This is a genomic window from Enterococcus pallens ATCC BAA-351 (assembly GCF_000407485.1).
Classification (GTDB): Bacteria; Bacillota; Bacilli; order Lactobacillales; family Enterococcaceae; genus Enterococcus_A; species Enterococcus_A pallens.
In genome coordinates this window covers 762348-789075 of record NZ_ASWD01000002.1, presented here as the reverse complement: position 1 = coordinate 789075, position 26728 = coordinate 762348, and the positions used below count along the sequence as shown (strand labels likewise).

Below are 26728 nucleotides of genomic sequence, written 5' to 3'. Positions count from 1 at the left end.
CCTTGACAAGCAAATTCTTATATGTTTCAAAGGTTCTTTTATTGACGATACCAGATATTGGGGGTATATTATTAAAGTTAATGAAAAAACACCACATTTTGTATGAAACGAGTTGGAGGTAAATGAGCGTGATTGTATTAGCAGGTACTATTGGAGCAGGAAAATCCAGTTTGACTGCGATGTTGTCAGAACATCTAGGCAGCCAAGCTTTTTATGAATCAATTGAAGACAATGAGGTATTGCCATTATTTTATGCGAATCCAGAGCAGTATGCCTTTTTATTGCAAATTTATTTTTTGAACAAACGGTTTGACAGCATCAAGCAAGCGATGCAGGATGACAACAATGTATTGGATCGTTCGATCTATGAGGATTCTTTGTTATTCCACTTGAACGCTGATCTTGGACGGGCAACTGATACTGAGGTAAAGGTCTATGATGAGCTGTTAGCCAATATGATGGAAGAGCTGCCTTATGCGGCGCATAAGAAGCATCCTGATTTGTTGGTTCACATTCGGGTTTCTTTTGAAACGATGCTGGACCGGATTGAAAAACGCGGTCGGGAGTACGAACAATTGAGCTTTGATCCTACCTTATATGATTACTATAAAGAGTTAAATACCCGTTACGATCAATGGTATGAGGACTACAATGAAAGTCCGAAAATTCAAATCGACGGCGACAAGCTGAACTTTGTCGAAGATGCAGCGGCTCGCGATATCGTCCTGCAAATGATTGATGAAAAAATTGCTGAAGTACAAAATATTTCAGTTATCTAATAGTAGAAATTGTCCAAGAGAAGCTGGAGTGCTCCGTTTCTTTTGGGCATTTTTTTGTGCAATCTCTCTGGGGAACCGATATAATGGAAACGATGAGGAGGAGAATGCATGGAGACGCACCGTACATTTAATCAAGGATTGTGTTCTTGGATTATTATTGATTCCAAGGATACCAAGGAAATAGAGAAGTTAAGAGACACGCATCACATTAGCGACGAAATGCTGACCTATTCTCTGGATAAAAACGAGCGAGCACGAGTAGAGTATGATCCCCTTGATCAAGCTTTACTGGTTATTTTCAATGTGGCGCATTTAGAAAAGACCGATAATCATTATGAAACGAGTCCAATGGCTTTCATTATGAAGGATCACCATATCTTTTCATTTATTTCGGATAAAACTGATTATGTCGTAGGCTTAATGGAGAATGTGCTAAAGCGTGATCCACAGCAAAGTACAGCCAGCCTGCTTTTTCACACACTTTTTTTGATTTCGGATTATTATTTTCCAAATATCGAAGAGGTCAATAGCCAACGGATTCGTTTAAACACCAAGCTGCGGAAAAAACCACGAACAAAAATTTGCTGGAGCTTTCCGATTTGGAGATTGGACTGGTTTATTTAGTAACGGCAACCAAGCAAAATGTTGTGCTGCTGGAGCAAATTAAAGCCCAGGGACTCTTTCCAAACTTCACGGATAAAGAAAAAGAAGAATTAGATGATGCTTTAATCGAAGCCAAGCAGGCAGTGGAAATGACGAAATTAGCCAGTGAAATCCTGGATCAGCTTTCCGGCACCTACAATAATTTGCTGAACAATAACTTGAATGACACGATGAAGATTCTGACAATCTGGTCGTTGCTTCTGACGATTCCCACGATTGTCACTGGTTTCTTTGGCATGAATATGCCCTTGCCATTTGAGCATTCAGAAATCGGCTGGATTATTTCGCTGTTTATCAGCTTAGGTTTATCTGTTTGGTTAATTGTGGTTTTGTGGCGGAGGATACGATAAAAAAAACGAGTAGGCAGCTACTCGGTTTCTTTGTCGAAGTTTTCATGAAGGTTGAACTTCTGATTGTAAAATTTAAGGCCGGTGGTCATAACCCAGGCAGCTGCCAATCCCAGCAAGCTGCCAAGGACAATTCCTAAGAAGCGATACTGGATCAAGGAATATAGGTATTGCTGACGTACCAGCATGGAAAGCATCAAGGCCATTGGTGTGGTAAAGAATTGAGCAATCGCATAATTACGTTTAACGAAAAATTCTACGGTTACAAACAAAGCCGTAATCACTAGCAACGTTTCAAACACTGTCAAAGGAAGATTCAATAATCCGGCCGCAATTACTAAGCCTACCAGTGTGCCGAAAATCCGTTGAATATTGCGATGCAGCATCGCCCGCAAATTGTCTCCCTGCAAAATAGAGGCACAAGAAACCACTAACCAGTAAGGATTCTTCAGCTGCAGCCCCATACTTAAATAAACAGCAAAGAACAGGACCGAACTATAAAACAAGCTATCAATCAATACAGCTGGATCATCATTCAGCCGTTCCTTTAAGCTTCTTTTTGCTTCAAGCTGTGGTGCTCGTTTGTCAAAGAAATGCAACAAACAGCCAAACAGTACCGCAAAGCAGACACCAATCAAGAAGTAACTGCTCATTACAGGAATTTTATGTAAAGGGATTTGAGTGCTGGCCCCCATGGCTGACACCATGACAATGAAAAAGGCACCTGGTTTAGCAATATCGTACAAACGGAAAAAGAAGCGGCCAATTAGACCAATCAAGGCAACAAATAATGGTGCGGTCCAGTGCCAATGGGTGGAAAGCATGCCGAAAAAATTGCCGGCGGTTAAAAATAGCCCAATCAGGCTTAAGCGAAGAACGAGTTGTTTCAATGGTAAAGGCTGATAATACAAAAAGGTGAAAATACCTAGAGAACCGAAGCTGGCGATGGCTAGCTGGTGAGTAAAATAGCCGGTAAAGAGGACACTGATCATACAAAGACCGGCACCGATCAGTCGAATATAGGAATCCTTGGGTTGATTATAATGAATTAATTCGCGAAAAAAAGAACGTTCCATTTGATCACTTCTTTCCTTATATAGTATGCACTTATTAAGGAGCGTTTCTTTTAGAGAGCTGAAAGCTTCTCTTTAAGCTTAGCACATAAATGTAAAGAAAAACAACCGTTCTTTTCTGAAAAAAGGAAAATTAAGGAATAAAAGGGTTGACGCAAAGAGCAAAAACCTGTATACTATAAAAGTTGAGAAATGAAAGCAGAAGCACCCGCTTCTCGCCTTACGCGAACATCTCGCTGGGCTAGATAGTTAATGACTCGTCTGTAGGGATGAGTATGGCTAAGTTGCGGGTTCAGTATGAACTCGTTTTTTTTGTGCCGAATGCGGCTTTTATTTTCTCTCAAAAATTTTGGAGGTGAATGACCATAGCAAAGGATATGATGGTTAACGACGGCATTCGTGCTCACGAAGTACGATTGATCGGACAAGATGGCGAACAATTAGGTGTGAAGTCTAAAGCAGAAGCATTAAGAATCGCTGAACAAGCAAACCTTGATGTTGTTCTAGTAGCTCCCGGCGCAAAACCGCCAGTAGCGAAAATTATGGACCACGGCAAGTATCGTTTTGAGATGCAAAAGAAAAATCGTGAAGCTCGTAAGAAACAAAAAGTGATTAACATCAAAGAAGTTCGTTTAAGTCCAACAATCGACGTGAATGACTTTAATACAAAACTTCGTAATGCACGTAAATTCCTAGAAAAAGGCGATAAAGTGAAAGCTTCTATCCGTTTCAAGGGCCGTGCCATTACCCACAAAGAGATTGGTCAGAAAGTTCTTATGCGCTTGGCTACTGAAACAGAAGACATTGCGACAGTCGAACAAAAACCGAAGATGGACGGACGCAGCATGTTCTTAGTGCTTGCACCGAAAGAGAAGAAAGACTAATAGTCAGCAAAATATTTTGAGGATGCTTGTTCAACTTTTACATTTCTTGTAGTTGAACGGTATGCGAAATGAAATGTAGGAGGAAATTATTATGCCAAAACAAAAAACACACCGCGGATTAGCAAAACGCGTAAAACGTACTGGTGGTGGCGGTCTTAAACGCTTCCGTGCCTTTACAAGTCACCGTTTCCACGGCAAAACTAAAAAACAACGTCGTCAATTGCGTAAAGCACGTATGGTGTCAGCTGGCGATTACAAACGTATTCGTCAACAACTAGCTCGCATGAAATAATTGCAGCACCTAAGCTTTACAAACATTTAATTTTAAAATTCAACGGAAACATTTAGGAGGAATTAAACATGGCACGTGTTAAAGGTGGAACAGTAACTCGTAAACGTCGTAAAAAGACACTAAAATTAGCTAAAGGTTACTACGGTTCTAAACACACACTATTTAAAACAGCTAAAGAACAAGTAATGAATTCATACAACTACGCATACCGCGATCGTCGTCAGAAAAAACGCGACTTCCGCAAATTGTGGATTGCACGTATCAACGCTGCAGCTCGTATGAACGGCTTAAGCTACTCAAAATTAATGCATGGCTTAAAATTAGCTGGCATCGAAATCAACCGCAAAATGTTGGCTGACCTAGCTGTACATGATGCATCTGCTTTCACTGCGCTTGCTGACCAAGCAAAAGAATCATTAGCAAAATAGTTTTTCTAAACTTTCATCCCTGCTCGCTTGAGCAGGGGTTTTTTGTTATCAGGAATCCTCTATTATTATGTGGCATCTCCAGAAAAATTCTAGGGTTGTGTAAAAGTAAAATAATGCTGCTTAGACGATAGTTTCATAAATAAAATCCAAGAACTTTTTTATTGAGGGAAGCAAAGTGAACCAATACATACAATTTGAAGATATAATCATCATATCTTTTTACCAAGATATTGGATAAAAATCATTTATATTTACAGTGTTTGAAATGGATAAATAGTTTAATTATTTTCGATCGTCATGAAAATCTGAAGTATTAATATGGGAAATGATAGTTTTGGTTCATAGGCTACTATCTACTACCTAGTCATTAGCTAAAAACTTTCAGCTGAAAAAAGAGCAGTGACTTCATGACATTGATGTTTTTGATATGTACCATTTTATGATGTTGGATAAACAATTATAAAAGATTAGACTTCATGAACACTCTAGTAAAAACACTTGTAATATTGTAAAATAAACAGGAATGATTGAATTAGAATAGGGGACCACGCTTTTTTCGGGTTGGCAATTCAACAAGAATGAAGTAGGAGGAAAATAGATGTTTAATAGTTCGAAAAGAAGCTTTAGAATTAATTATTTTATATCTTCTTTCTTACCTACTTATATCTTTCTACTACTTATACTTATTATAAAACATTTTGAAGTCAGCGGGGAAATTTTACCGATTAGTTATCACATTACAAGTACGAAGGTAGTCTTTTTTTTGACTGTTGTATTATTGACCATGTCTTTCATATGCTTGCTAGGAATAAAAAGTTCTTTAGAAAATATTTTGGAAAATTCTAAAAGCAGAGGCGAAAAATCCAGAAGTGCTTACATAACAAGAAATTATAATATTGGAATGCGAGAATTCTTATTAAGTGTTTTGGTACCAGTAATGACGACTATATCAATAGAAGACAGTCCAATAACAGGATTTTGCTCAATGTTAATTTTACAAATTTTAATTTACTTTTTTTATTCGAACTCTAGTGAATATTTCCCTAATTTGAGTCTCCAATTAATTAGATATTCTGTCATAAATGGAATTGATAAAGAAAGTAATAAAGAAATCTATCTTTTTGTCAAAACATATAAAATATCAGAGATGATAAATGAGAGTCGTCAATTCGTCTATTTTGGAAAATCAAATAAAAATAGTGAAGTAGGAATTATTACTGAAGGAGAATAAAATGGAAATTGATATATGTGGAGTTTATCTAGTTGAATTTAAAAGTGTTGAGAAGATTCAGATTAAAAAGTTGTATATCGAAAATAAGGATTTAGCTAAACTATCTAAGGAAATAAAAATACCTAGTCAAAAAAGATTACCTAGCTTTGATTCTTTAGGAGAAAATATATTCTCAACGTCTACCAGGTTTAGGATAGAAGAGTTAGAGGTCGATAATTATTTATTCTTTTTGAGAGACTTTTACAAACAAATAATCAATTCTGATGATGACGACAATTGGTTAAATTCCTTAGATGAGTTATTTGAAGAACAAAAACTATTCGAACCCAATGTGATTATCTATAGATTAATTGAAAGTAACGATAATAAGGAAAAAGAGTGTCTATATGTAAGTTTGTTTAAAAACAGTATGCTTATGAAAGATAAAACGATATTGTTCGGTAAAAAAAAGAAAAAAGACAAAGAAATGGATGTTACTGAAATTGGTATCCTCGAAAAAAGAGATGTTTTCATTTTACCTGAGAAAGACTTCATTTGTAGCATTGAAAATTTTGAGGGGAAAATTGGATTAAAAGTGTACAGAGCTATTGAACTAGATAAGTTATTCAGTGTAACTAGTTTAATAGATGACTATGCGGAAAAGAAAATTCGTAGATTTGTTTGTGACATAGATGAGAAAAAATTCAAGATAACAAATCAACATGCTGATGTGGTTTTCGAAGATGACCTTGGTAATGATCGTTTAATGAATGTCATAACTGAAGTTATTTCTAGTGATAATATTAATCTAAAAAAGACTTATGCGTCTTTCTCTGGAAGAGCTACAAAGACAATCCAAAAAATAAGTTTAAGTAGATTAGAAGAAGTTATTGAAGATTTAAAAGAATATGTAATTGATACGCAAACGGATAACTTGTTCACACTAGATGAAATACCTCGAATTGACCCAATACAAAAAAAGATGTATGTGGATGAGAGATCTGTGAAGATTTTTGCAGCTATGTTAAATAATGAGATTATCCAAAAATTATTAGATGGAACCATTGAAATACCTTATTATCAAGAAATATGAATAGTAGCAAAATAGTTTTTCTAAACTTTCATCCCTGCTCGCTTGAGCAGGGATTTTTTTGTTCATTTTTATCGGTATTTGATTCACTATGAGTGCTTAGTTTTTTCCTTCTCAACAAAAATCAACCACATGGTTGATTTTTTTCATCCCTGCTTTTTTGTAAGCTTGAACTATCAAAGGAGGAAGTTCAGATGCAGCCATTAATTGAAGTCAAACAACTAGTTAAATCATATGAGAAGAAAAAAGTTTTGCATGGCATTAGTTTCACGATTTACGAAGGGGAAATATTATGTTTTTTAGGGCCGAACGGTGCAGCTAAAAGTACGACAATCAATATTTTGTGTGGGGCATTAAGCTTTGATAGTGGAGAAATTCGCTATGAAGGCCAAGTAGTTGTCAAGAAATTACCGACATTCAAGAAGCAGTTGGGGATTGTTCCGCAAGATCTAGCTATTTATGAAGATTTGAGTGCCGAGCAAAATGTTCGTTTTTTTGCTTCGTTGTATGGATTACGAGGAGCTGATTTATCAGAAGGGGTAGCATTTGCTTTGCGGTCGGTAGGGCTATTGGAGCATCGAAAGGAAAAGGCCCGGACTTTTTCTGGAGGAATGAAACGGCGACTAAACATTGCTTGTGCAATTGCTCATCGGCCTAAGCTTCTGATCATGGATGAACCTACAGTAGGAATTGATCCTCAGTCTCGGAACCATATCCTGCAGTCCATTCGTGAGATGCAGGCAACCGGAATGACGATTCTTTACACTACCCATTATATGGAGGAGGTTGAAGAGATTTCAACCAGAATTATCATTATGGATCATGGGGAAATCATTGCCGAAGGAACCAAAGAGGCCCTTAAGGAAAAAAATAAGGAGCGCAAGATTTTGATCGAGTTGGAGGCGCCACATTCCGATAGCTTTGATGATTTTTATCAAATCGAAGGAGTAAAAACAGTGGAATTTTCCCATAAAACGCTGATGCTTACGGCAATTAAAGGGATTGAGAATCTTGATCGGATTATTGATTATTTAGTTCGGCGTAAGGAAAAGATTCAAAATATTGCGATTCAAACAGACAATCTTGAAACGGTCTTTTTGGATTTGACGGGCCGTTCATTGAGAGATTAGGAGCTGAAATACGATGTATCAATTAATTAAAATGATCCAACGGGATTTTTTGAACCTGCTGTTTAATCCCACTTGGCTGTTCTTTTGTCTAATGTTTCCTTTCTTGCTGATAACAATCGTCAGCTTTATGACGCAGGGAATGTATAGTGACAGCTTTACCAGCTATGATTATTACGGAGTTACCCTCATGTTTTATTCAGCCTTATATTCGGGAACCTTTGCAGCCAATAGCTTTATGGAGGAACGGATAAAAAAGGCTAATCTACGAGGAATTTACGCCCCAAATTGTGAATGGAAAATTCCTTTCTCAAAAACAATCGCTACGTTTCTTTATACGCTGATCATTTATTCATTTGTTGCTGTTTTAGTGAGTGTATTGTTCTCAATCAACTACGGCGCTGCTCTTTTTCAGCTATGGCTGTTGTTTGTTGGGATAAATTTAGCTAGCAGCAGCTTTGGTGTCTTCATGTGCTGTTTGTTCAAAAGCGAAGGAGTTGCCAATCAGATTTTAAGTGTTTTAACCAGCATTGTAGCAATTACTGCGGGGTTATTATTCCCGGCGGCAGCGATGGGTCCGGCATTTAGTAAGGTAAGCCAATGGATGCCGTTGTCAAAAGTTATTCAGGCTGCTTTTGAATTGATTTATGATAACCATAGTCAATATTTTCTGCTGGCTTTCATTGGTTCCCTGCTGGTTGCATTAGTATTCAGTCTATTGTCGCAATTGCTTTTTAAAGGGGAGGCATATGTATGATGGAGCTATTGAGAAACCATTTAATACGAGCTTGGAATAAAAAGATGCGGCTTATTATTATGAGTAGTTTAATTGTAGCTGCTTTAGGAGTCGCCTTGTTTTTAAGTGATCGAACATCCTCTTCTTTAAAAATTGCGGTAGTGGGCAATCCAACAATCCAGCTTGAGGATAGTTCCTTGGAAATCACCTCTTTAGAAAAACAACCAGCAAGATCGGAGCTGGCATTAGGAACCTATGATGCAGTGGTAGACTTCTCTCAAGGAGCACCACAAATCACTACCTTCAAAAATAATGATTTTAAAAAGCAATTAGCGGCTTTTTTGGCAGGGAAATCTGGGGAGGCTGTTCAAACGGCTGCTCAGATGAATAAGGCACAGCGAATTCTAGGATACGTGCTGATGTTTCTGCTGATGGCGGGGATTACCAATACCTTTTTGTTTAGTGAGGATAAGGAAAAGCATTTAATGGAACGAATGATTTGCAGCGGTCTTTCTCAAGGAAAACTCTTTTTATCTTATTTCATTTTTCTATTTGGCTTACTTTTTATACCAACCTTCATTATTTTTGCGACGGTTAATCAGGTATTCCAGGTTGACCTGGGGATGTCGTTAGGAAATTATGCTTGTTTGCTGGCGTTGCTTTGTTTAATTGGTGTTAGCTTTGCCTTGTGTAATGCTTCCTTCTTTAAGGATGGAGATCAGGCAAATATGATTGGATCAATGCTTATTGTCATTACCTCGCTTGTTTCAGGCAGCTTTTTCTCTTTGGCGGATGACACTGGCTGGTGGAAAAGCTTAACCCATTATTTGCCGCAAAAACAATTTCTGCAGCTGACAGAAGCGATCAGCAAGGGACAAAGCTATCAGGAAAATAGCTTGAAAATTATTTTCTTAGTTGTGCTAAGTGGAATATTTCTGCTCATCGCGATTAAGAAAAATCAAAAGCAATATTTACAATAAGAAAAAACTGCTATACTGGATAAAAATAAGGGGAGGGATTGGTTTGTGGAAATTTTAGCCAATAGCCGCATGACACCACCAAAATTGAAAAGCAGCCGAATCCCTCGAAAACCATTGGTCGCCAAGATTCAAAAGGGATTTAAAAAGAAAATAACCGTTCTTGAAGCAGGCGCGGGGCATGGGAAAACCTCTGTTCTGCGTCAGGCCTTAGAAGGATTGCCCAATCAACAATGGCGTTGGTTGAGTTTGGCAGAAGACAGTAATCAGCTTACTGTATTTTGGAGCTATGTTTTAGAAAGTCTGTCTGATTTTTTGGGTGCAAATAAGGCAGCCGCATACGAGTATTTTCAGCAGGGGATGCAGGAAAACCAGATCGCAGAGTTTGGTTTATACTTGTTGGAGCTGCTGCCTGATCAGGATATCTATTTAATCGTAGACGATTTTCATCATATTAGCGATCCTTGTTTGGTGGCGTCAATGGATTCATTTGTGGCCGCTCTGCCAGACCACCTGCATTTAATTTTACTCACCCGCAGCAAGCCGTCGATTTATTTAGGACAGCTGTTGATGGAAAACGAGCTACTCTATATTCATGAAGAAGATTTCTTGATTACGCCAACGGAGGCTAAGGAATTTATTGGGGAAGTTAGCGGTGAGCGTTTATCACCGGGGCTTCAAGATGAACTAATCGAGAAAGCTCGTGGTTGGCTGGGGGGCTTACAGCTGCTGCTGCTTTCCAGTAATTTTTCTTCAGTAGATAAAAGGGAGCCTTCAGAACAAAAAATTGTTTTTGATTATTTGGCAAAGGAAATTTTAGATAATCTCCCTGAGATAGAGCGAGACTATTTGATTCGGACGGCCTATTATCCATTTGTATTTCCTGAATTAAGCTACACGCTGTTTCCGAAGATAATTTATAAGGAAATGCTGGAAAGCTTACAGGAGCAGCATCTGATGATTACAACCTTAGAGGGTACCGATGATAGTTATGTGTATCATCCATTATTGCGAGATGCATTAATTGAATCTTTTTTGAAGCAGGCGCCGAATGAAGTCATTGCTCAGAAAAGGCAGGCTACGGATATGTTTCTGCAAAAGGGATACTTCGATGAAGGAGTAAAGCTTTTATTTGAAGTGGAAGAGTATCAGAAAATTATGGAATTATTGTTGGAAAGACCGCAAAATCTACGAACTTCCTTTTACATCCAACAGGTACCCGATGAAGCGGCAATCACCAATATTGATTTTGCGTTCCAAAAGATATTCTATTACTACACAGTTCTAGACTATGATAGGCTGGAGCGGTTAATTAATGCATTGGAGGACTCTTTTCCAGCCATGTATGAAGCTCATACATTTGAGGGGTTGCGGATGCTTTTAGGGATTAATTTGACGGAGGTAGAAGATACGCTTCTTTCGCTGCCGGTGCTGTATGCCTTACCTTTGAATGACGTATCCAAAGCATTTTTGCTTTTAAAAAATGCAGTGATTTCTTACTATCGGAATGATTTTCGTCAGGCGGTTTATTTAATAGAAGAAAGTTTAACGTTGAATCGAAGCAGCAAAAATCCTTTCATCAATTATTTCTGTGAAACCTTTCTGGCTCAAGTGTATGAAGAAATTGGTGATTTTCAACAAGGCCTGATTTTATTGGACAAGACCTATGCGAAAATCGGAGATATTAGTGCCGACGAAAGAGTTATGCGCAATTATCATTTAAGCTTCAATTTAACCATTGCTGGAATCTATTTGAAAAAAATGGAGCTGTCTTCAGCAGAAGAGGCCCTTCAAATGCTCGCTCAGCAGCAGCATCCGCACATGCGGGCTTCCTATCTCTATAATTATGCTGAATTATTATATTTGAAAGGTGAGGACGAGGAGGCTTTGGCTGCTGTTCAACAAATGGAGCTGACAGATTACTACCAAAACTTGCGCATGAAAGCTGGATTATTCCGTTATATGCTTAAAAGTCACCAATTGTCCGAGGGAAAACAGCAGCAGTATCTGGAAGAGTATGCTAAAACCAATCAACATTCTCTCAGCAATCAATTGTTTTACAGTATGCTTTTGTTGGAGCAGAAGCAACGAGATCAAGCATTAGAAATGATTGATCAGGTCTTAGAAATCAGTCGCCGAGAAAGAATCTATTTACGGATTATCGGCGCTGATTTACTAAAAATGGATATTCTGATGCAGCTGGAAAATAGTGAAGAACGAAGTCTTTGTGATCTGTACCATGAAGCGGTTCATTATGGAAAAGAATATCAAATTTTAAGCGAGTTCTTTTTATATAGAAGAGAACTGGTGCTTCTTTTTCAGCAACTGGGTGATCGTATTTGTGAAAATTTTGAACCGGATGAATTGCAGTTTCATCAAAAGGTGAAAAGCTTAATCTGTTCAGAAGAGAAGGCTCTCTTAAGTAAACGGGAGTTGGAGGTGCTGAAGGAATTAGCCAAGGGGTTGACTAATAAAGAAATATCAGCTCAGCTATTCATTTCAATGGCTACTACCAAAACCCATATTTTAAACATTTACCGTAAACTCGCAGTCAGCTCGCGAGTCATGGCAGTTGAAAAAGCGCGCCATTTGAAGCTTTTGGACTAACTTTTTCAATAGTTAGTCCTGCTTTTTTTACAAGGATTTTAATTGGATTTCAATATGCTAAGGGGAAAAACGATCAAGAAAGCGTTGACACCTAAAATTTAAGGTGCTATTATCATTTTGTAAGAAAGAAAAAGAACTAAGAATGACATCGTAGTCATTTTTAGAGTTATGTGACTGGTCATGCAGGCAGAACTCAGATTATGCACTAAACGTACCGAAACGTTTCGGTTTGTTTAGTATGTAATCTGAGTTTTTTTTCTGGAAAGGAGTAAATGATGAAAGTAGTCAAAATTTTGAATAACAATATTGCAATAGTTGATAAGGGTGGGCATGAATCCATCGTTTATTCACCAGGAATCTCTTTTAAAAAGAACGTTGGCCAACGGATTAGTGATTCTGAAATTGAAAAGACTTATGTGCTGGATTCAAAGGATCGTTTAGAACATTTCAGCTATTTGCTGACAAATTCAGATGAGGAAATGATTCATTTATTGAATGACATCGTTGCCTACGGTGAATTTGTGACGAAGCAGGAAGCCAATGATTATTTGTATCTAGCACTGCTTGATCATCTTACTTTTGCGATAAAACGGGGAGAAAAGGATCAATTTATTCGCAGTCCGTTAACTTGGGAGGTTCAGAAGTTTTATCCTAAGTTCTATGATATCGGTTTGTATGCAGTGAAATTGATGCGTAAGACCTTCAACATCGAATTTCCCGATGAAGAAGCTGTTTCTATCGCCTTACACTTTGTCAATATTCAGGAGAGTCAGTCGTTACTGGATGAAACACTGGAGAGCATGGAAATTCTACGAGATATTTTGAATATTATTAAGTATCATTTCAACATTTCGTTAGACGAAACTTCCATGAATTATATGCGGTTAGTGACCCATTTGCAGTATTTCATTGAGCGGCTGCGCAAGCAGGAGGTTTACAGTCAAGATAGTGCCGGGCTATATGACCAAGTGAAGCTGCTCTATCCTGAAGCTTTTAAAGCAACTGAAAAAATTGATATTTATGTGAAGGGTAGATTCAATCAGTATTTAACCAAGGATGAATATACCTATTTGATGATCCATATTAATCGCGTGACAGAAAGAAAGGACGAACAAACATGAAATACCAAGAATTCAATCAAAACATTATTGATTTAGTTGGCGGCAAAGAAAATATTCAGGCAGTGGTACATTGTATGACTCGCCTAAGATTTACTTTAAAGGATCGTTCCAAGGCGCAAACGGAAGCTTTGAAAGAAATGGATGGGGTAATTGATGTTGTCAGTAATAAGGTCGCTTACCAAATTATTGTAGGGACTCACGTCAATGAGGTGTATAAAGAATTAGTCAGTATGATCGGCTTGAATCCTGAAGCACAGGTAGATGCGCCGAAGGAAAAGAAAAACTTTGTGAAGGCCGCCTTGGACGTAGTTTCTGAATCAATGACGCCAATCTTAGAACCGATTATCTGTGCTGGATTGTTAGCAGCTGTACTTTCGATTGTTTCATTAACTGGAATTATTTCGCCAGAAAGTTCAACCTATATTATTTTTGATACTTTACGCAGTGCTGTTTTCTACTTCTTGCCAATCTTTATGGCAATGAGTTGTGCCAAACGTTTGGGTGCTAACCCGTATTTAGCAGTGGCTTTGGCGGTAACAATTCTGTCGGATTCAATTAATGGTGTTTCTGGATTGACAATGTTTGGCATCTCACTGCCAGAAATTACTTACTCTAACAGCTTTGTACCAATTTTGCTAGCTGTTTGGGTGATGGGCTACGTGACTAAATATGTGAAGAAAATTGTGCCAAATTCCTTGCAGCTGTTTTTGACACCCTTGCTGGTCATGATTGTTATGCTGCCAGCAACATTGCTGGTATTCGGTCCAATGGGTTTTTATTTAGGTGAAGGAATTATTGGTGTATTCAATTGGTTGTTGAATACTGTTGGCAGTTGGTTTGTTATGATGCTTTACTCTGCTTTACAGCCATTCTTGATTATGCTTGGTGCTGGAAACTTTATTATGCCAGTCGTTGCTTCGTTAATTGCTTCTAATGGTTATGATCCAGCTTTTATTACTTCATGCACGATTTCTGATATTGCTGTGGGCGGTGCGATGCTGGGATACTTTTTGCGGACTAAGAACAATAAGCAAAAGCAATTATTTGGTACAGTGACATTATCGGCGATTTTAGGAATTACCGAGCCTGCCATTTATGGTGTATTTGTTAAGTATCGCCGTCCTTTCGTAGCAGTAATGATTGGTGGGGGACTTGGTGGATTATTTGCAGGGATTACTGGTGTAAAAGCTTATTCCGTTGCCTGGGGATTGTTTGGTTTACCATCTTATATCGGAGAAGGCGATTTTGCCAACCTGTGGTTTATGGTGGCATCGGTAGCGATTAGTTTCTTAGGAGCAGCGGTTGCTTCATATATGCTGGGAGTACCGGCTGAAGATGGCGCAGTTGAATCTACAGTTGAACCAAAACAGGTTGTTGCTGAGGATACTAAAATTAATTTACGTTCGATTCCTTTAAAGAGTGTGGTTAAGGGGCAATTGGTTCAATTATCAGAGCTAGAAGACAAAGCTTTCTCTACTGGGGCACTAGGTAAAGGGGTCGGAATTATTCCTGAAGCCAATGAAATCTATTCACCAGTCAATGGGGAAGTAACTGTCGTATTCCCAACCAAACACGCAATCGGAATTAAGGGCGAGAACAACGAAGAGATTTTGATTCACATTGGAATTGACACGGTAGAATTAGATGGTGATGGTTTTGAAATTGCCGTAGCTGCTGGCGACAAAGTAATGGCGGGACAAAAATTGGGGACAGTTGATTTTGACAGAATCAAACAGGCTGGCTATGATCCAACTACAATTGTTGTTGTAACCAATACTAATGATTACTTGGACGTCATTCCCGAAGCGAATAAAGCAGTTTGCGACAGTGATTTGGCAATGAATATTATATTTGAATAGAGGCTAGTAAATGGAAATGAACAAGGACTTCTTATGGGGCGGTAGTATTGCTGCTCATCAATGCGAAGGTGCGGTAAAAGAAGGTAACAAAGGAACTGGAATTATGGATTTAGTGACAGTGGGAGCTTATGGGCAGCCACGGGAAATTCATCGTGAATTTCAGGCGGAGAGTCGTTATCCCTCGCATCAAGGAATTGATTTTTATCATCGCTACAAAGAGGATATTGCACTGTTTGCCGAGATGGGTTTCAAGGCGTTGCGTATTTCAATCGATTGGTCGCGGATTTTTCCTAAGGGAGATGAGGAAGAACCAAATCAAGCTGGATTAGAGTTCTACCATGATGTTGTGGATGAGCTGTTAAAACAAAAAATTGAGCCAATTGTCACCTTGTATCATTTTGAGATGCCGATCCATTTAGTGACCAAGTATGGTTCTTGGACCAACCGTAAAGTAGTAGATTTTTATTTGAAATTTTGTGAGACCATGTTCCAATCGTTAAACAACAAAGTAAAGTATTGGGTAACCTTCAATGAAATGAATCATATTGATCCTCAAACTGAGGCTAGTGACATTTTTACTTACATTATTGCTGGTTTAAAGTATTCAGAAATTGAAGACAAGAAGCAAACCTTAGCAACTATCGGCTACAATATGACAGTAGCTAGCTGTATGGCGGTTGAGTTGGGTCACAAGATTAATCCAGAAAACAAGATTGGTTGTGTCTTTGGTATTGAACCAGTGTATCCAGTAGACTGCAATCCAGAGAATGTATTAAAGGCTTTCCAACAAATGGATCGTGATTTTTATCAAATTGATGCGATGTGCAATGGTGAATTTCCTAAGTATAAAATTCGGGAATATCAAGCGATTGGGATTGATTTAACGGTTAATGAAGCCGATCAGCAGGCCTTTAAAAACGGCAAACTGGACTTCATTGGAATGAATTACTATGCCTCTTCCGTCGCTGAGTACGAGGGGGCGGAAACGGGAGCCAGTGCTTTATTTGGAGGATTGCAAAATCCCTTTTTGAAAACTAGTAAATGGGGTTGGACGATTGATCCAGTAGGTATTCGTTATCTGCTGAATTATACGTATCGTAAATACGGCTTGCCGATTATTATTACCGAAAATGGTCTTGGTGCAGTAGATGAAATCGGCGAAGATGGCCATATTCATGATGAGTACCGGATCGCATACTTGAAGGATCATATTTTGGAAGTGAAAAAAGCAGTTGAAATTGATCAAGTGGATTGTTTTGGTTACTTAATGTGGGGACCGATTGACCTAGTTAGCGCAACTACTGGTCAAATGAGTAAACGCTATGGCTTTATTCATGTAGATTTAGATGATGAGGGAAGGGGAAGCTTGAATCGATCCCGAAAGGATTCCTTTGATTGGTATAAACAAACAATTGCGGAGAATGCAGGTAACTTATCTGCTCAATAAAAAAGAGTGGAAGCTGAAAGGCTTCCACTCTTTTTACTGTCTATTTTTCTTTTGATAGATGGCATAAAGTTTTTTAAACAGCTGTTCTTTCATACCATCAGGAACGCCTCTGATATCAACTAGGAAAGTACTGCTGCTGGTTTCAGGAATAAATGATTGAAACGTACTAATGAATAAATCAACTGCAGGATCATTTTTGTCCCTGTAAACAACCTCCACAAAAGAAAAAGAAGCAAGAAATTCAGCTAATGTCCGCATGAGAATAAAATTGGGCAGCGGAGTAATTGCGACAATGACCTTCTTCTTTTCATATAAGTAAGGTTTCACAACATAAGAAAGGCAGGCCGCTAATTCATCGGAGACATTCGTTATCCAGCCAAGTCCCTTACGGCGAGCAACTTTCTTAGTGAAGGCTTGAATGAAAGGAAACGATGCTTGATAAATATGAGGGAAAACGGTCTCGTGTCGGGCAATTTCATTTTTATCAGGCAGCGGTCGATGATTGAAATAAAAGCCTAACAAAATTGCTGAAAGGTTTGATGAAACGGTAAGAAACTCATTGGTATTCATCTGAGTTTTAGCTTTGACCAAATGGATTAATTCATCAAACAATAACCAAAATTTATCGTCGCTTCGCTCTTTTTCCATTCGGATAAATTCCTCCAAATAATGAATTCGCATATCCTGAGCATCAAAAGCTAAAAATTTGTAGTAGAGACAATAGACCAGAAAGTTTAATTCTGTAGGCAGCTGTGAAGCATCTGGTAAAAATTGACGAAGGTACTCGGTTAAAATTTTCGTCTCTTGTTTAGGCAAATGGTTATTCATTACCGGAAAGCTGTCAACGGGACAATTATTTTCCATCCTTAATTGAGCGATAGTCAACAACGTCAGCAGCTCATTATTGTTGATAAACGGACTATCCCAAAAGCCGATTTTTTTGAGTACCTCTATGTGCTTTTGCCTAAAATGGTCGTGTTCAAGGATATCTTTACCAGATGAACCAATCCAAAGCAGGGCATTAAAGGCTAAACGAATTTCGTATTCATTCCCTTCAATTTTCATTGAAGCTAAATTGATCTTTATGTCAAAGGTTTCCAAGAACGTTAAAAAGGGCTTTAATAATCTGCGAACAGAAGAAGTACTCATAAACAGCTGTGTACAAAAATCATCTAACGTTTTACGAGGATTCAATAAAATAAATAAGATAAATTGATAAGGAACAGACTTGTAAATTAGGAATTGGTGGTAGCGGTTAGTGTCAATGGTACCGCCGCCGGTAATTCTTCGATTAGAACCAAATAAATGATAGCCGAAAAGTTCTGCTAAATCATCTGAAATACTGTCGAGCAAATAAAGAGCTGTTTGTTTAGAAAAAGGCGATACGCTTGCTATGTAATGAGTCGTATAAATTCCAGAATCCAGATTATTTAACAGATTCACTATTCTAATTTTTTTCTTCGCATCTTCACTTAGCAAGATGGATTCCATTCTAAACCTCCTCTGTGTGGTTATCTGTTTGATAGGATCACTTAATTAAAATAGCACAAGGATGATAATTATTATTTTCAAATTCTAGTCAAAAAAAAGTCGGAATTTGAAAAAAAAAGTGATTTGGAGCTCGAAAGATAACAGCGGTTATCGCTATATGTTGTTACTCTTAACAAGATAGCCAGGATATTATATAACATAAAAATTAAAGGATAATTTGTTTTAACTTGAGAAAAAGTTAAGTTTGAATGATGTCGACAAATTGATATAATCGTAAAAAAATACAAACTGGTCAAAATACTTAGTTAAATCTTTTGTTTGCGAAAAGCTTATTAGGTTTATAACTAATTTTCTGTATTTTTTAGCTTCTAATATACAAGGACAAGATTTTAAACAATAATAGGAAAGCTAATTAAAACGATTATCTTTATAGAGTTAATTAGGATGACTATTAATAGATGAGAATTGTGGATCAAGAAGAGAATCGCTGATGAGCGATAAGCAGAATGAAAAACGAAAGACAGCCTTACAACAGGAAAGAGCAGAAAAAATGGGTGTTTAGCCAGTGGAGGCAGATAACACAAAATTTGTGTAAAAATAATCGGCTAGAATTTGCTAGAGTTCAAGCACGTTCACATAAAAAATTAAGCAAAGGAAGATCAAAAAGTGAAACGGATCCTATTGTTAACTGAAAATATCCTGGTGGATGAATCATTTCAAAAGAAATTACAGATTTTAAATTTAGAAGTATTTACTTCGGCAACTTTTATTAAGGAAATAGAAGATGATCGAGTGCCTGCTTATATGCTGAATTATTTTCAGATAGCCATTTTGAGTGAAACGATCGCCGAAGCAAAAGCAGACAGAATAGCGGCTATCTTAAAAAAAGCGAATATAGACGTTGTGAGAAAGTTCGATCAATTCCCCTGTGAAGAACTAGAGCTGAAATATATTAATAAGGGGCAGCAAAACTGGTTAAATAATGGTGCAACGATTGAAGATATTAGAGAACGGATTAGCAGTAGTCCTCTGGAACATTCGAGTATTGATGTTTTGAGAATAAAAGAAAAAGCACAGCAGCAGAACATTCACTTAACCAAGCGCGAACGTAAATTATTAGAAAGATTATCCCTTGCAGAGGGACAAACGGTATCTAGGGAGGATTTGTGTCATTATATTTGGGAGGATAAGCAGGTTACTCAATCTCGTTTATCAGCTCTATCCGCAATAGTTCAGGGGATTAGTAAAAAAAATCAACAATTAGGTATCCAACGATCCATTCATACTTTTTGGGGGAGGGGCTATTCGTATGACAAAGAATTTATTAAATTGCTAAAAAAAGGTGACTATCTTTTCTGATCTTTTGCGTTTGTATAGAAAAAATCGATAACCGGCTATCAATAAAAGCTATTATCCTGTTGAATTTGCCCATGATACAATGACTTCAATATCTAATAAAGAACGATGGAAGAAATGAGGGATAGCATGGGCAAAATAGTCAATAATATTTTAGAATTGACTGGTGAAACACCGATTGTGAAATTGAATCATGTGGTGCCAGAAGATGCAGCAGAGGTTTATGCGAAGCTGGAATTTTATAATCCAGCAGGTTCAGTGAAGGATCGGATTGCCGTAGCGATGATTGAGCAGGCCGAAAAAGACGGATTGCTGAAGCCGGGAGGAACGATTGTCGAACCTACCTCAGGCAATACCGGTGTAGGCCTGGCCTTTGCTGGTGCTGCTAAAGGCTATCAGGTGGTGATTGTGCTGCCGGATACCTTCTCCATTGAACGGCGAAAACTGATTCAAGCCTATGGGGCAAAATTAGTTTTGACACCAGGGGCAGACGGGATGAAGGGAGCTATTGCCAAGGCGAAAGCACTAGCTGAGGAGCATGGCTGGTTCTTGCCTATGCAGTTTGATAATGCAGCCAATCCAGCTGTTCATAAGCAAACTACCGGGAAAGAAATTGTCGCTGCTTTTGGAAGTGAAGGCTTAGATGCTTTTGTTGCCGGTGTTGGAACGGGAGGAACGGTTACTGGTGCCGGAGCTGCAGTCAAAGAAGCTTACCCTGAGATCGAAATCTTTGCAGTCGAGTCGGCAGAATCACCGGTTTTATCGGGTGGGCAGCCAAGTCCTCATAAGATTCAAGGGATTTCTGCTGGTTTCATTCCGAGTATTTTAGATACTGAAATTTATCAAGAGGTTTTACAAGTCTCCAGTGAGGATGCGATTCAAACAGCTCGTTCGGTGGCTCAACAGGAAGCTATTTTGGTGGGAATTTCCAGTGGTGCAGCCATTAAAGGGGCAATTGAAGTTGCAAAACGCTTAGGCAAGGGAAAGAAAGTATTGGTTGTGGTGCCAGATAATGGCGAACGCTACCTGTCAACGGTACTTTATGATTTTCCAACTGAATAAAAAAATGCAGTGAAAAGAAAAGTACATTTAACCAACATATCCAGAGAACCCCGGTATGCTGTGAAGGGGAAACGGCAGTTAAATGGAAAATGGTCTTTGAGCAAGGGCAGATGAGAGTAATCAAATTTGTCACGGGAGTGCCCGTTACAGCATCACGGAATGCGTCACTGACAAGTTCCGGTAGAGGTTATTGTGTAAAAGCGATAATGAACTTAGGTGGTAACACGAATGCAGCAGCTTTCGTCCTAAATGTAGTAGATACATTTGGGGCGAGGGCTGTTTTTTATTTGAAAAAATTGGAGGAAGAGAAGATGAAAAAATTGGTTTGGGTAGTTCTTGCGGTTGTTGTTACGATCGGGTTAACTGGTTGCGGAAAAGGCGGCAGTGCAAAGGAAAATGAAACGTTAGTCGTGGGAACCTTGCCGACTCCTCATGGCGAAATTTTAGAGCATGTGAAGCCGTTGCTGGAAGAACAGGGAGTGACGTTGGAGCTGACCAACTTTGATGACTATATTTTGCCTAACAAAGCTTTAGCTGACGGAGAGGTGGATGTCAATTATTTTCAGCATAAGCCCTTCTTTAAAAAGGCAGTAGAAGAAAACGATTATGATTTTGCTGATGTTGGAGCGGTGCATGTTGAACCCATGGGTTTTTACTCCAAGAAGTTGAAAAACATTCAGGATCTAGCGGATGGGGCTACAATAATTACTTCCAATTCAGTTTCCGACTGGGGGCGCATTTTGACCATCCTGCAAGAGGCAGACTTAATTACGATTAAGGATGGTGTTGATTTGGAGACTGCCAGCTTTGAGGATATTGATCAAAATCCTAAGAAGTTGACCTTTGATCATTCCATCGATCCAGCCTTACTGGCAACTACCTACAATAATGAGGAAGGCGATCTAGTAGCAATCAACGCGAACTTTGCTTATGGCATCGGATTGAATCCGGTGAAGGATGCGTTGCTGCTGGAAAATGATAACTCTCCTTATGGCAATATTCTGGCTGTTCGTTCAGAGGATGCAGAGGATCCGCGGGTGCAAAAGCTGATTGATGTGCTGCATGAGGATGAGGTTCAAGCATGGATTTTGAATAAATGGGGCGGCTCAGTGAAGCCTGTCGATCAATAATAAAAAGCCAAGCCTTTACCGGGCTTGGCTTTTTGTCAGCAGTGCTTGTTCTTTTTTGAACAGCAGGGTTTGGCAAAATTCATACTCTTTTTGTGAGGTCTTAAGTGTTAAGGTGTCCGCGTAGTTTTGTACAATTGATTTTACGATGGCTAAGCCTAAACCATGACCTTCTCCTTTAGTCGTAAAGTTTTTTTGATGAATGAAGGAGACCACATTTTTTTGCTTCGTTGAATTTACCAATATAACTACATAGTCCTTTCGATCCTCAAAAATTGCCAAACGAACATAAGGCTGTTCACTTTCAGCAGCAGCCTCCATGGCGTTATCAAGCAAAATACCGAAGATCCGCGACAGCTCTAAATGATCAATCGACAAATCAGTAATTTGATTCTCGATTTCAATTTCAAAAGCAATATTACGTTTTGTCGCTGCCATAAATTTCGTAAAAATTAAGGTCTTTAATTCAGGAATTGCCAAATTTTTCAATTTCGATATTTCAATAAAATAATGGTAGTCTTCTTCAAAGGTTTGAGTAACGGATTCAAAATAAGCGATTAATTCTTTTTCGTTAATCGGGGTTTGATAAATGTACCCGCCCAATGAAAAAAGGATATTGCTGAAATCATGATGATTCTTTCGAATGTTGCTTGTAACCGTTTCTAATGTATTAATGTATTGTGTTAATTCATATTTTGTCCGCTTTTCCTGAGCTAACCGTTCCTTCGCACGTTTGTTGAGCAGAAGCAAGAAGGCAAATGCCCCAATGACGAGAGTAGTAAAAACCATAACAACTGTGCTGACTGAAAAGACATGATAGACCGGTTCAATTATAAAGTAGGCTGACGGAGCAAGCCACTTAACAAAGGAGGTTCCGATAAAACTAGTCGATAAATAGACCACTGATGTATAGTCAGAATATTTAGAAGAATCACTAACTGAAGAGACTTGTACAAAGATATAAAATAATGATAACGCAATCAAAAATATCCATAACCCAGCGAGAGTCTTAGTGGGTGCAAATCGAGTCCGCTGTTTGGATAAAGACAATAGCTTTTTGACTGCAGGAAGCAGGCCCAGTGTCAGCACGAAATACCAGTTAACCACAAAGATCGAATTGAAAGGGGTAGGTCTGCAATTCAAGATGAACATTCTTAAATATTCAAAAAGACTTGCTGCTAAGGCGATTAAAATAGTCATAGTCAACAGATCAATCAGAAAGAGCCGTTCACCCCGGTGAAAGACAAAATAGAAGATCAGAATCATCGCAAATAGATACTGAATAATCAATAGATTGTGAATTACTAATACGTCTTGGAAAAATTTTTGAATTACTAGGTTAAATATACCGCCAAATATTATACTTGCAAGTACAATAAAAACAATTATTCGATTCTTGAACTTATTTGGAAAGCAATAAGTCAACATACCTAAGTAGACAATCAGAACAGGCGTAGTCTGTAGTACATAGGTAAGAAGCATTTCATTTTGAGTTAGATGTTCACTATAAAAATAGATCATAAGAGTCCTCTATAAAAAATATAATGTAATAGGGTAAAAAATGATTTTTACTCACTAGATTATTATATAACATTTTTTAGCATATGGGTATCCCGGTTACATGAAAAACATAATTGTTTTATAAAAATGACAAGGGGAAAATTTTGGATCTTTTGATCTTTTATAATGTTCTAAATGATTTTCTTTAATAAAAAAATGAATTTTTAGTGAATCAAAAAGTAAAAAAGAATAAGGGGGAACCTAATTTTAAGTTGACGCTTATGTTGCATAAGCGTCTCTTTTTTTCGATAAAAACAACACTTAATCCTGCATTTGGCTATTCGTGATTATTCGTAAAAACCATTTATTTGCTATTTTATAATATTTTTGAGATTGGAATTAGTGTTGGAGTTAGCAGAGGAAAACGTGTGATTTCTTGCTGTTCAAATGCTTATGCTAATTGAAAAATCTCTAGTTTAAAGAAAGGAAGATGAGGATGTGAAGCAACGCAAATACAAAGCCTTCCTGATGGTTTTTCTACTACTCAGCACATATCTCTTAGGTATTTTAAATCTAAATCCAGAGAAAGCCTTGGCGGATAATTGGCCAGTGAATATTACGGGGTATGACGTGACCCGACAATATGGTTCCGGCACTACAATGGAAATTGGGGAAAGTATCAATGTTCATATCGAATTTGACTTAAATCCACTTCCAGAAGGTGCAAAGGTGGGAGATACCTTTGAGATTACCATTCCGTCTGGGGAATACTTTTCTTATCATAAGCAGAGCGGGACATTGCCGGTTAACTCAGAAGACCCGCTGGTAACGTTTCGAATTGTGGGAGATAAAGTGATTTTCACTCTTTGCGATTTGGCGATCGAATCCAGTGGACTGACGAATGGAATATTAGATTTAACTGCAAAGTCAATTAAGACTACCGAAAAATATGGACCAATTGATTCCGGCGGGGATGGCTCAGTCCCAGACATCACTATTAAACCAGCACCCGATCCTACAGATTATCCAGAAACTAATCGTCCCTTTCCAAATGAGAGCAAGTACCTATTTAAAAATGGACAACAGTTAAATGGAGAAAATGCCATCGCTTGGTCAATGCGGGTGAATTACTCTGAGTATGGAAGAGCCTTTGATGAGTACACGAAAGATCAAGGGGCAACTAAAATTATAGATAAGGCGAACGGGATGGTGGTAGATCACTTAACACCAGGGACGAGCTTCCGAGAAGATTCCCTGTATGTGACTGTACCTACGTATATTATTACCTCTGATAAGGACCCTGGCGATCCAGTAGCTCAGATGGGAGATCGGCAGATTGGTGGCTACAATGGCTCACCATTGAACTTTTCAGATGTAATTATTGAGTTAAATAGTGGGAAAAACCCTGGTAACCCTCAATCCTTTGTAAGGTTGCAGCCGGCAGCTGGGCAAAGCTATGACGATTTTGCAGCGTATGTTCAAAGCTATCCAGATGATAATGGTGGACAGCGGGCCTACGGGGTTTACAAGCATGCAGATGAAACAGAATCTGTCTTGATTGCTTTTGGTACGATGCCAGGTACAACGCACTATTATGAAGATTTGCGTAAGGAGTTTGATTTAGGCAGCGGACCAGAACAGGTTGGTATTCTTAAAGCAATTAAGGAAGATACTAGTTTAACAGATGATCAGAAAGAACAACTGAAGGATATTTACGGCAAAGGAAGTAAAAGCCCCTCAGGTGGTGCGATTATGGCCTATAATATCGGATTCTATGTTGATGTCGATACCACTAAGTACGGTTCAGGTACTTACAAAAATGGCATTGATTTTGTCTATGGAAATGGCGAGAAGGAATCAACTGTAGGTGAATCCGGGTTCCAGGACATCAATCAGAATTTGGATGCCAACTTCTTGCTAGCCAACAAAAAGGTCTCTGGTGAAGATGGCAAAGAGCTAGCGGAAAGTAAACAGTTTAAGTTCAATGTAGTGGACAAACGAGGAAATATTTATGCCTACGGGCGAACCAAAACGGTTGTTACGCATAAAGGAACCGAAGTAGAGATTGAATTCTTCCGTGATTCTGGCTATACGATTCCGGTTGAGAATAAAAACAAGGCAGATCCAAATTATTGGGGGAATTTTCTAGTAGACGGCCAATGGTATTACATTGAAGAGGTGGATGCCGATGGCTATGAGGTTCACATACAAGATACCTTAGCAGGCACGGAATCCAATCGTTTCAGGTATCTAGATGGTGTGGAACAGCGCTGGCGTTTTGCGATTATCAATCGAGAGCCCATTCAAATCGAAGGGAACAAAAAAATCGTCGGCACGGGTAATTTGAGCAGCAGCAAGGAATTTAAGTTTGAATTACGAGATACGCGAACAGATCCAGGAACGCCTGTCGCCTACGGAAAAACGACTGTCGATAATAAAAATACCGAGAAAAAAATTACCTTCTATTTAGATGATGCTTATACAACAGAAATTACAAATTGGAAAAAAATGGAGATTTCGGGAACCGAGTATATCATTTTAGAGGACGGTGTGACCTATCAGCTAGTGGAGGTTGATAACCAAGGCTATGAAGTCAATTACTACAATGGCACGGATGATCAGGGAAATCCGATTTTGGGGAATACCTATACCGCCAATTACGAAGAAGGCGGCAAAATCACCTTCTTGGTGGAAAACAAAGATACCTTCAACTTTGCAGCGAACAAAAAAATTGCAGGGTCAGGGAATTTAGCAACCCCCAAGACCTTCACCTTTGAATTGAAGGATCTAGCAGATGACACTGTAGTTGCTTACGGAAAAGTGGCTGTTGGTGTTAAAGGAACGGATCATCCGATTGAGTTTTTTACTACCAGTGACCATGATCCAGCGAATAGAATCACGGATTGGACAACCGAGTTAGACGAAAATAAATCTTATCGGCTAACGGAAACGGGCACCCATAATTACGCACCATCCTACACCGGTGGGACAGGAGCAGCCAAGAATGAATTTGTTGTCACCTACAACAATTCTCCAACGATTACGATTAATACGGAAAATAAAGATACCTTTCATTTCAGTGCTTCGAAAAAAGTAATAGGAGATGGCATTTTTGAAGGCGAAGACTTTAAATTCCAGCTGCTGAACAGCAGCAATCAAATCGTTGCCCATGGAAAAGCTTCAGTCAGCAGTAAAAATACAGAGGTTGAAATCGACTTTTATACCGATCTAAATGATCCTACTACTAAGATCAACGATTGGACGAGCGTATTAATTGAAGGTGAAACCTATCAGCTAAAAGAAGTAGAGGATACTGGTTATGCGGTTACCTATACTAATCAGGATGGGACAGAGACGAATCAATTTGTTCCTCAATTTAATACCGGACAGTCATTTGCCATTAAGGTAGAAAACAAGCGAGACAAAGCTCCCTTGCCGCAAACCGGTGGCGAAGGCTTGCATCAGCAGCTGCTGTTAGCAAGCGGAATTATTTTCTTAGTACTGCTTACTGCGGGGATGATCGAATACCGTCGCAGAAAGGCAGGTGCCTAA

General features: G+C 38.5%; 20 protein-coding genes, 1 pseudogene and 2 other annotated features. Of the genes and pseudogenes, 18 read left to right on the top strand and 3 right to left on the bottom strand.

All coding sequences use genetic code 11. The features are described from left to right. Window positions 1-122: 122 nt before the first annotated feature. On the top strand, window positions 123-779 hold the full coding sequence (locus tag I588_RS10220) for a deoxynucleoside kinase (protein WP_071879621.1): 657 nt from the start codon (window positions 123-125) through the stop codon (window positions 777-779). 108 nt (window positions 780-887) lie between these two features. Next, window positions 888-1792: pseudogene (locus I588_RS10215) on the top strand (magnesium transporter CorA family protein). Between the two features lie 17 nt (window positions 1793-1809). Here the strand turns inward: I588_RS10215 and I588_RS10210 are convergent. Continuing rightward, entirely contained in the window at window positions 1810-2865 is a 1056-nt protein-coding gene (locus tag I588_RS10210; protein ID WP_010755105.1) for an FUSC family protein, read from the bottom strand. Between the two features lie 187 nt (window positions 2866-3052). After that, window positions 3053-3183 (top strand) — a sequence feature (ribosomal protein L20 leader region). A 38-nt stretch (window positions 3184-3221) separates the two neighbouring features. Here I588_RS10210 and infC point away from each other — a divergent pair. From infC to I588_RS10150, 12 genes are all read left to right on the top strand, one after another. Then, a complete protein-coding gene (infC, locus tag I588_RS10205) occupies window positions 3222-3746 on the top strand; it encodes a translation initiation factor IF-3 (RefSeq protein WP_010755106.1) in 525 nt (174 codons plus the stop codon). Window positions 3747-3837: 91 nt separating this feature from the next. Continuing rightward, on the top strand, window positions 3838-4038 hold the full coding sequence (gene rpmI / locus I588_RS10200; RefSeq protein ID WP_010755107.1) for a 50S ribosomal protein L35: 201 nt from the start codon (window positions 3838-3840) through the stop codon (window positions 4036-4038). A 68-nt stretch (window positions 4039-4106) separates the two neighbouring features. Then, complete coding sequence (rplT, locus tag I588_RS10195; protein ID WP_010755108.1) at window positions 4107-4466, top strand: 50S ribosomal protein L20; 360 nt, start codon at window positions 4107-4109, stop codon at window positions 4464-4466. 598 nt (window positions 4467-5064) lie between these two features. Further along, window positions 5065-5697: a hypothetical protein gene (locus I588_RS10190; RefSeq protein WP_010755109.1), complete on the top strand. Its 633-nt coding sequence runs from the start codon at window positions 5065-5067 to the stop codon at window positions 5695-5697. Window position 5698: 1 nt separating this feature from the next. Then, complete coding sequence (locus I588_RS10185; RefSeq protein WP_010755110.1) at window positions 5699-6769, top strand: hypothetical protein; 1071 nt, start codon at window positions 5699-5701, stop codon at window positions 6767-6769. 191 nt (window positions 6770-6960) lie between these two features. Beyond that, window positions 6961-7896, top strand: coding sequence for an ABC transporter ATP-binding protein (locus I588_RS10180; protein WP_010755111.1), 936 nt, complete (start codon window positions 6961-6963; stop codon window positions 7894-7896). Between the two features lie 13 nt (window positions 7897-7909). Further along, window positions 7910-8650, top strand: coding sequence for an ABC transporter permease (locus tag I588_RS10175; RefSeq protein WP_010755112.1), 741 nt, complete (start codon window positions 7910-7912; stop codon window positions 8648-8650). Beyond that, window positions 8647-9609, top strand: a complete 963-nt coding sequence (locus I588_RS10170; protein WP_034692289.1) for an ABC transporter permease — start codon at window positions 8647-8649, stop codon at window positions 9607-9609. The genes I588_RS10175 and I588_RS10170 overlap by 4 nt, the downstream gene beginning before the upstream one ends. Before the next feature lie 45 nt (window positions 9610-9654). After that, the gene (locus I588_RS28055; RefSeq protein WP_010755114.1) at window positions 9655-12213 is read left to right on the top strand and encodes a LuxR C-terminal-related transcriptional regulator; all 2559 of its coding nucleotides are present in this window, start codon (window positions 9655-9657) and stop codon (window positions 12211-12213) included. Window positions 12214-12488: 275 nt separating this feature from the next. Then, window positions 12489-13334, top strand: a complete 846-nt coding sequence (locus I588_RS10160; RefSeq protein ID WP_010755115.1) for a PRD domain-containing protein — start codon at window positions 12489-12491, stop codon at window positions 13332-13334. Beyond that, window positions 13331-15193, top strand: coding sequence for a beta-glucoside-specific PTS transporter subunit IIABC (locus I588_RS10155; RefSeq protein ID WP_010755116.1), 1863 nt, complete (start codon window positions 13331-13333; stop codon window positions 15191-15193). Before I588_RS10160 ends, I588_RS10155 begins: the two co-directional genes overlap by 4 nt. A 10-nt stretch (window positions 15194-15203) precedes the next feature. Then, window positions 15204-16640, top strand: coding sequence for a family 1 glycosylhydrolase (locus I588_RS10150; RefSeq protein WP_010755117.1), 1437 nt, complete (start codon window positions 15204-15206; stop codon window positions 16638-16640). 33 nt (window positions 16641-16673) lie between these two features. Here I588_RS10150 and I588_RS10145 read toward each other — a convergent pair whose 3' ends face one another. Continuing rightward, window positions 16674-18131 carry a helix-turn-helix domain-containing protein gene (locus I588_RS10145; protein WP_010755118.1) on the bottom strand — a complete coding sequence of 486 codons (1458 nt, stop codon included), beginning with the start codon at window positions 18129-18131 and terminating at the stop codon, window positions 16674-16676. 666 nt (window positions 18132-18797) lie between these two features. Between I588_RS10145 and I588_RS10140 the strand changes: the two genes are divergently transcribed. The 3 genes from I588_RS10140 (at window position 18798) to I588_RS10130 (ending at window position 21679) form a co-directional block, all read left to right on the top strand. Next, the gene (locus tag I588_RS10140; protein ID WP_010755119.1) at window positions 18798-19490 is read left to right on the top strand and encodes a helix-turn-helix domain-containing protein; all 693 of its coding nucleotides are present in this window, start codon (window positions 18798-18800) and stop codon (window positions 19488-19490) included. Window positions 19491-19616: 126 nt separating this feature from the next. Continuing rightward, window positions 19617-20549, top strand: coding sequence for a cysteine synthase A (gene cysK / locus I588_RS10135; RefSeq protein WP_010755120.1), 933 nt, complete (start codon window positions 19617-19619; stop codon window positions 20547-20549). Continuing rightward, window positions 20550-20800: a binding site (T-box leader), on the top strand. It abuts the gene before it with no gap. Window positions 20801-20860: 60 nt separating this feature from the next. Then, window positions 20861-21679, top strand: coding sequence for a MetQ/NlpA family ABC transporter substrate-binding protein (locus tag I588_RS10130; RefSeq protein WP_034692460.1), 819 nt, complete (start codon window positions 20861-20863; stop codon window positions 21677-21679). Window positions 21680-21694: 15 nt separating this feature from the next. On the opposite strand, the gene I588_RS10125 is transcribed toward I588_RS10130, so the two are convergent. After that, window positions 21695-23197, bottom strand: a complete 1503-nt coding sequence (locus tag I588_RS10125; RefSeq protein ID WP_010755122.1) for a sensor histidine kinase — start codon at window positions 23195-23197, stop codon at window positions 21695-21697. Between the two features lie 477 nt (window positions 23198-23674). Between I588_RS10125 and I588_RS10120 the strand changes: the two genes are divergently transcribed. Continuing rightward, a complete protein-coding gene (locus I588_RS10120) occupies window positions 23675-26728 on the top strand; it encodes a hypothetical protein (protein WP_010755123.1) in 3054 nt (1017 codons plus the stop codon).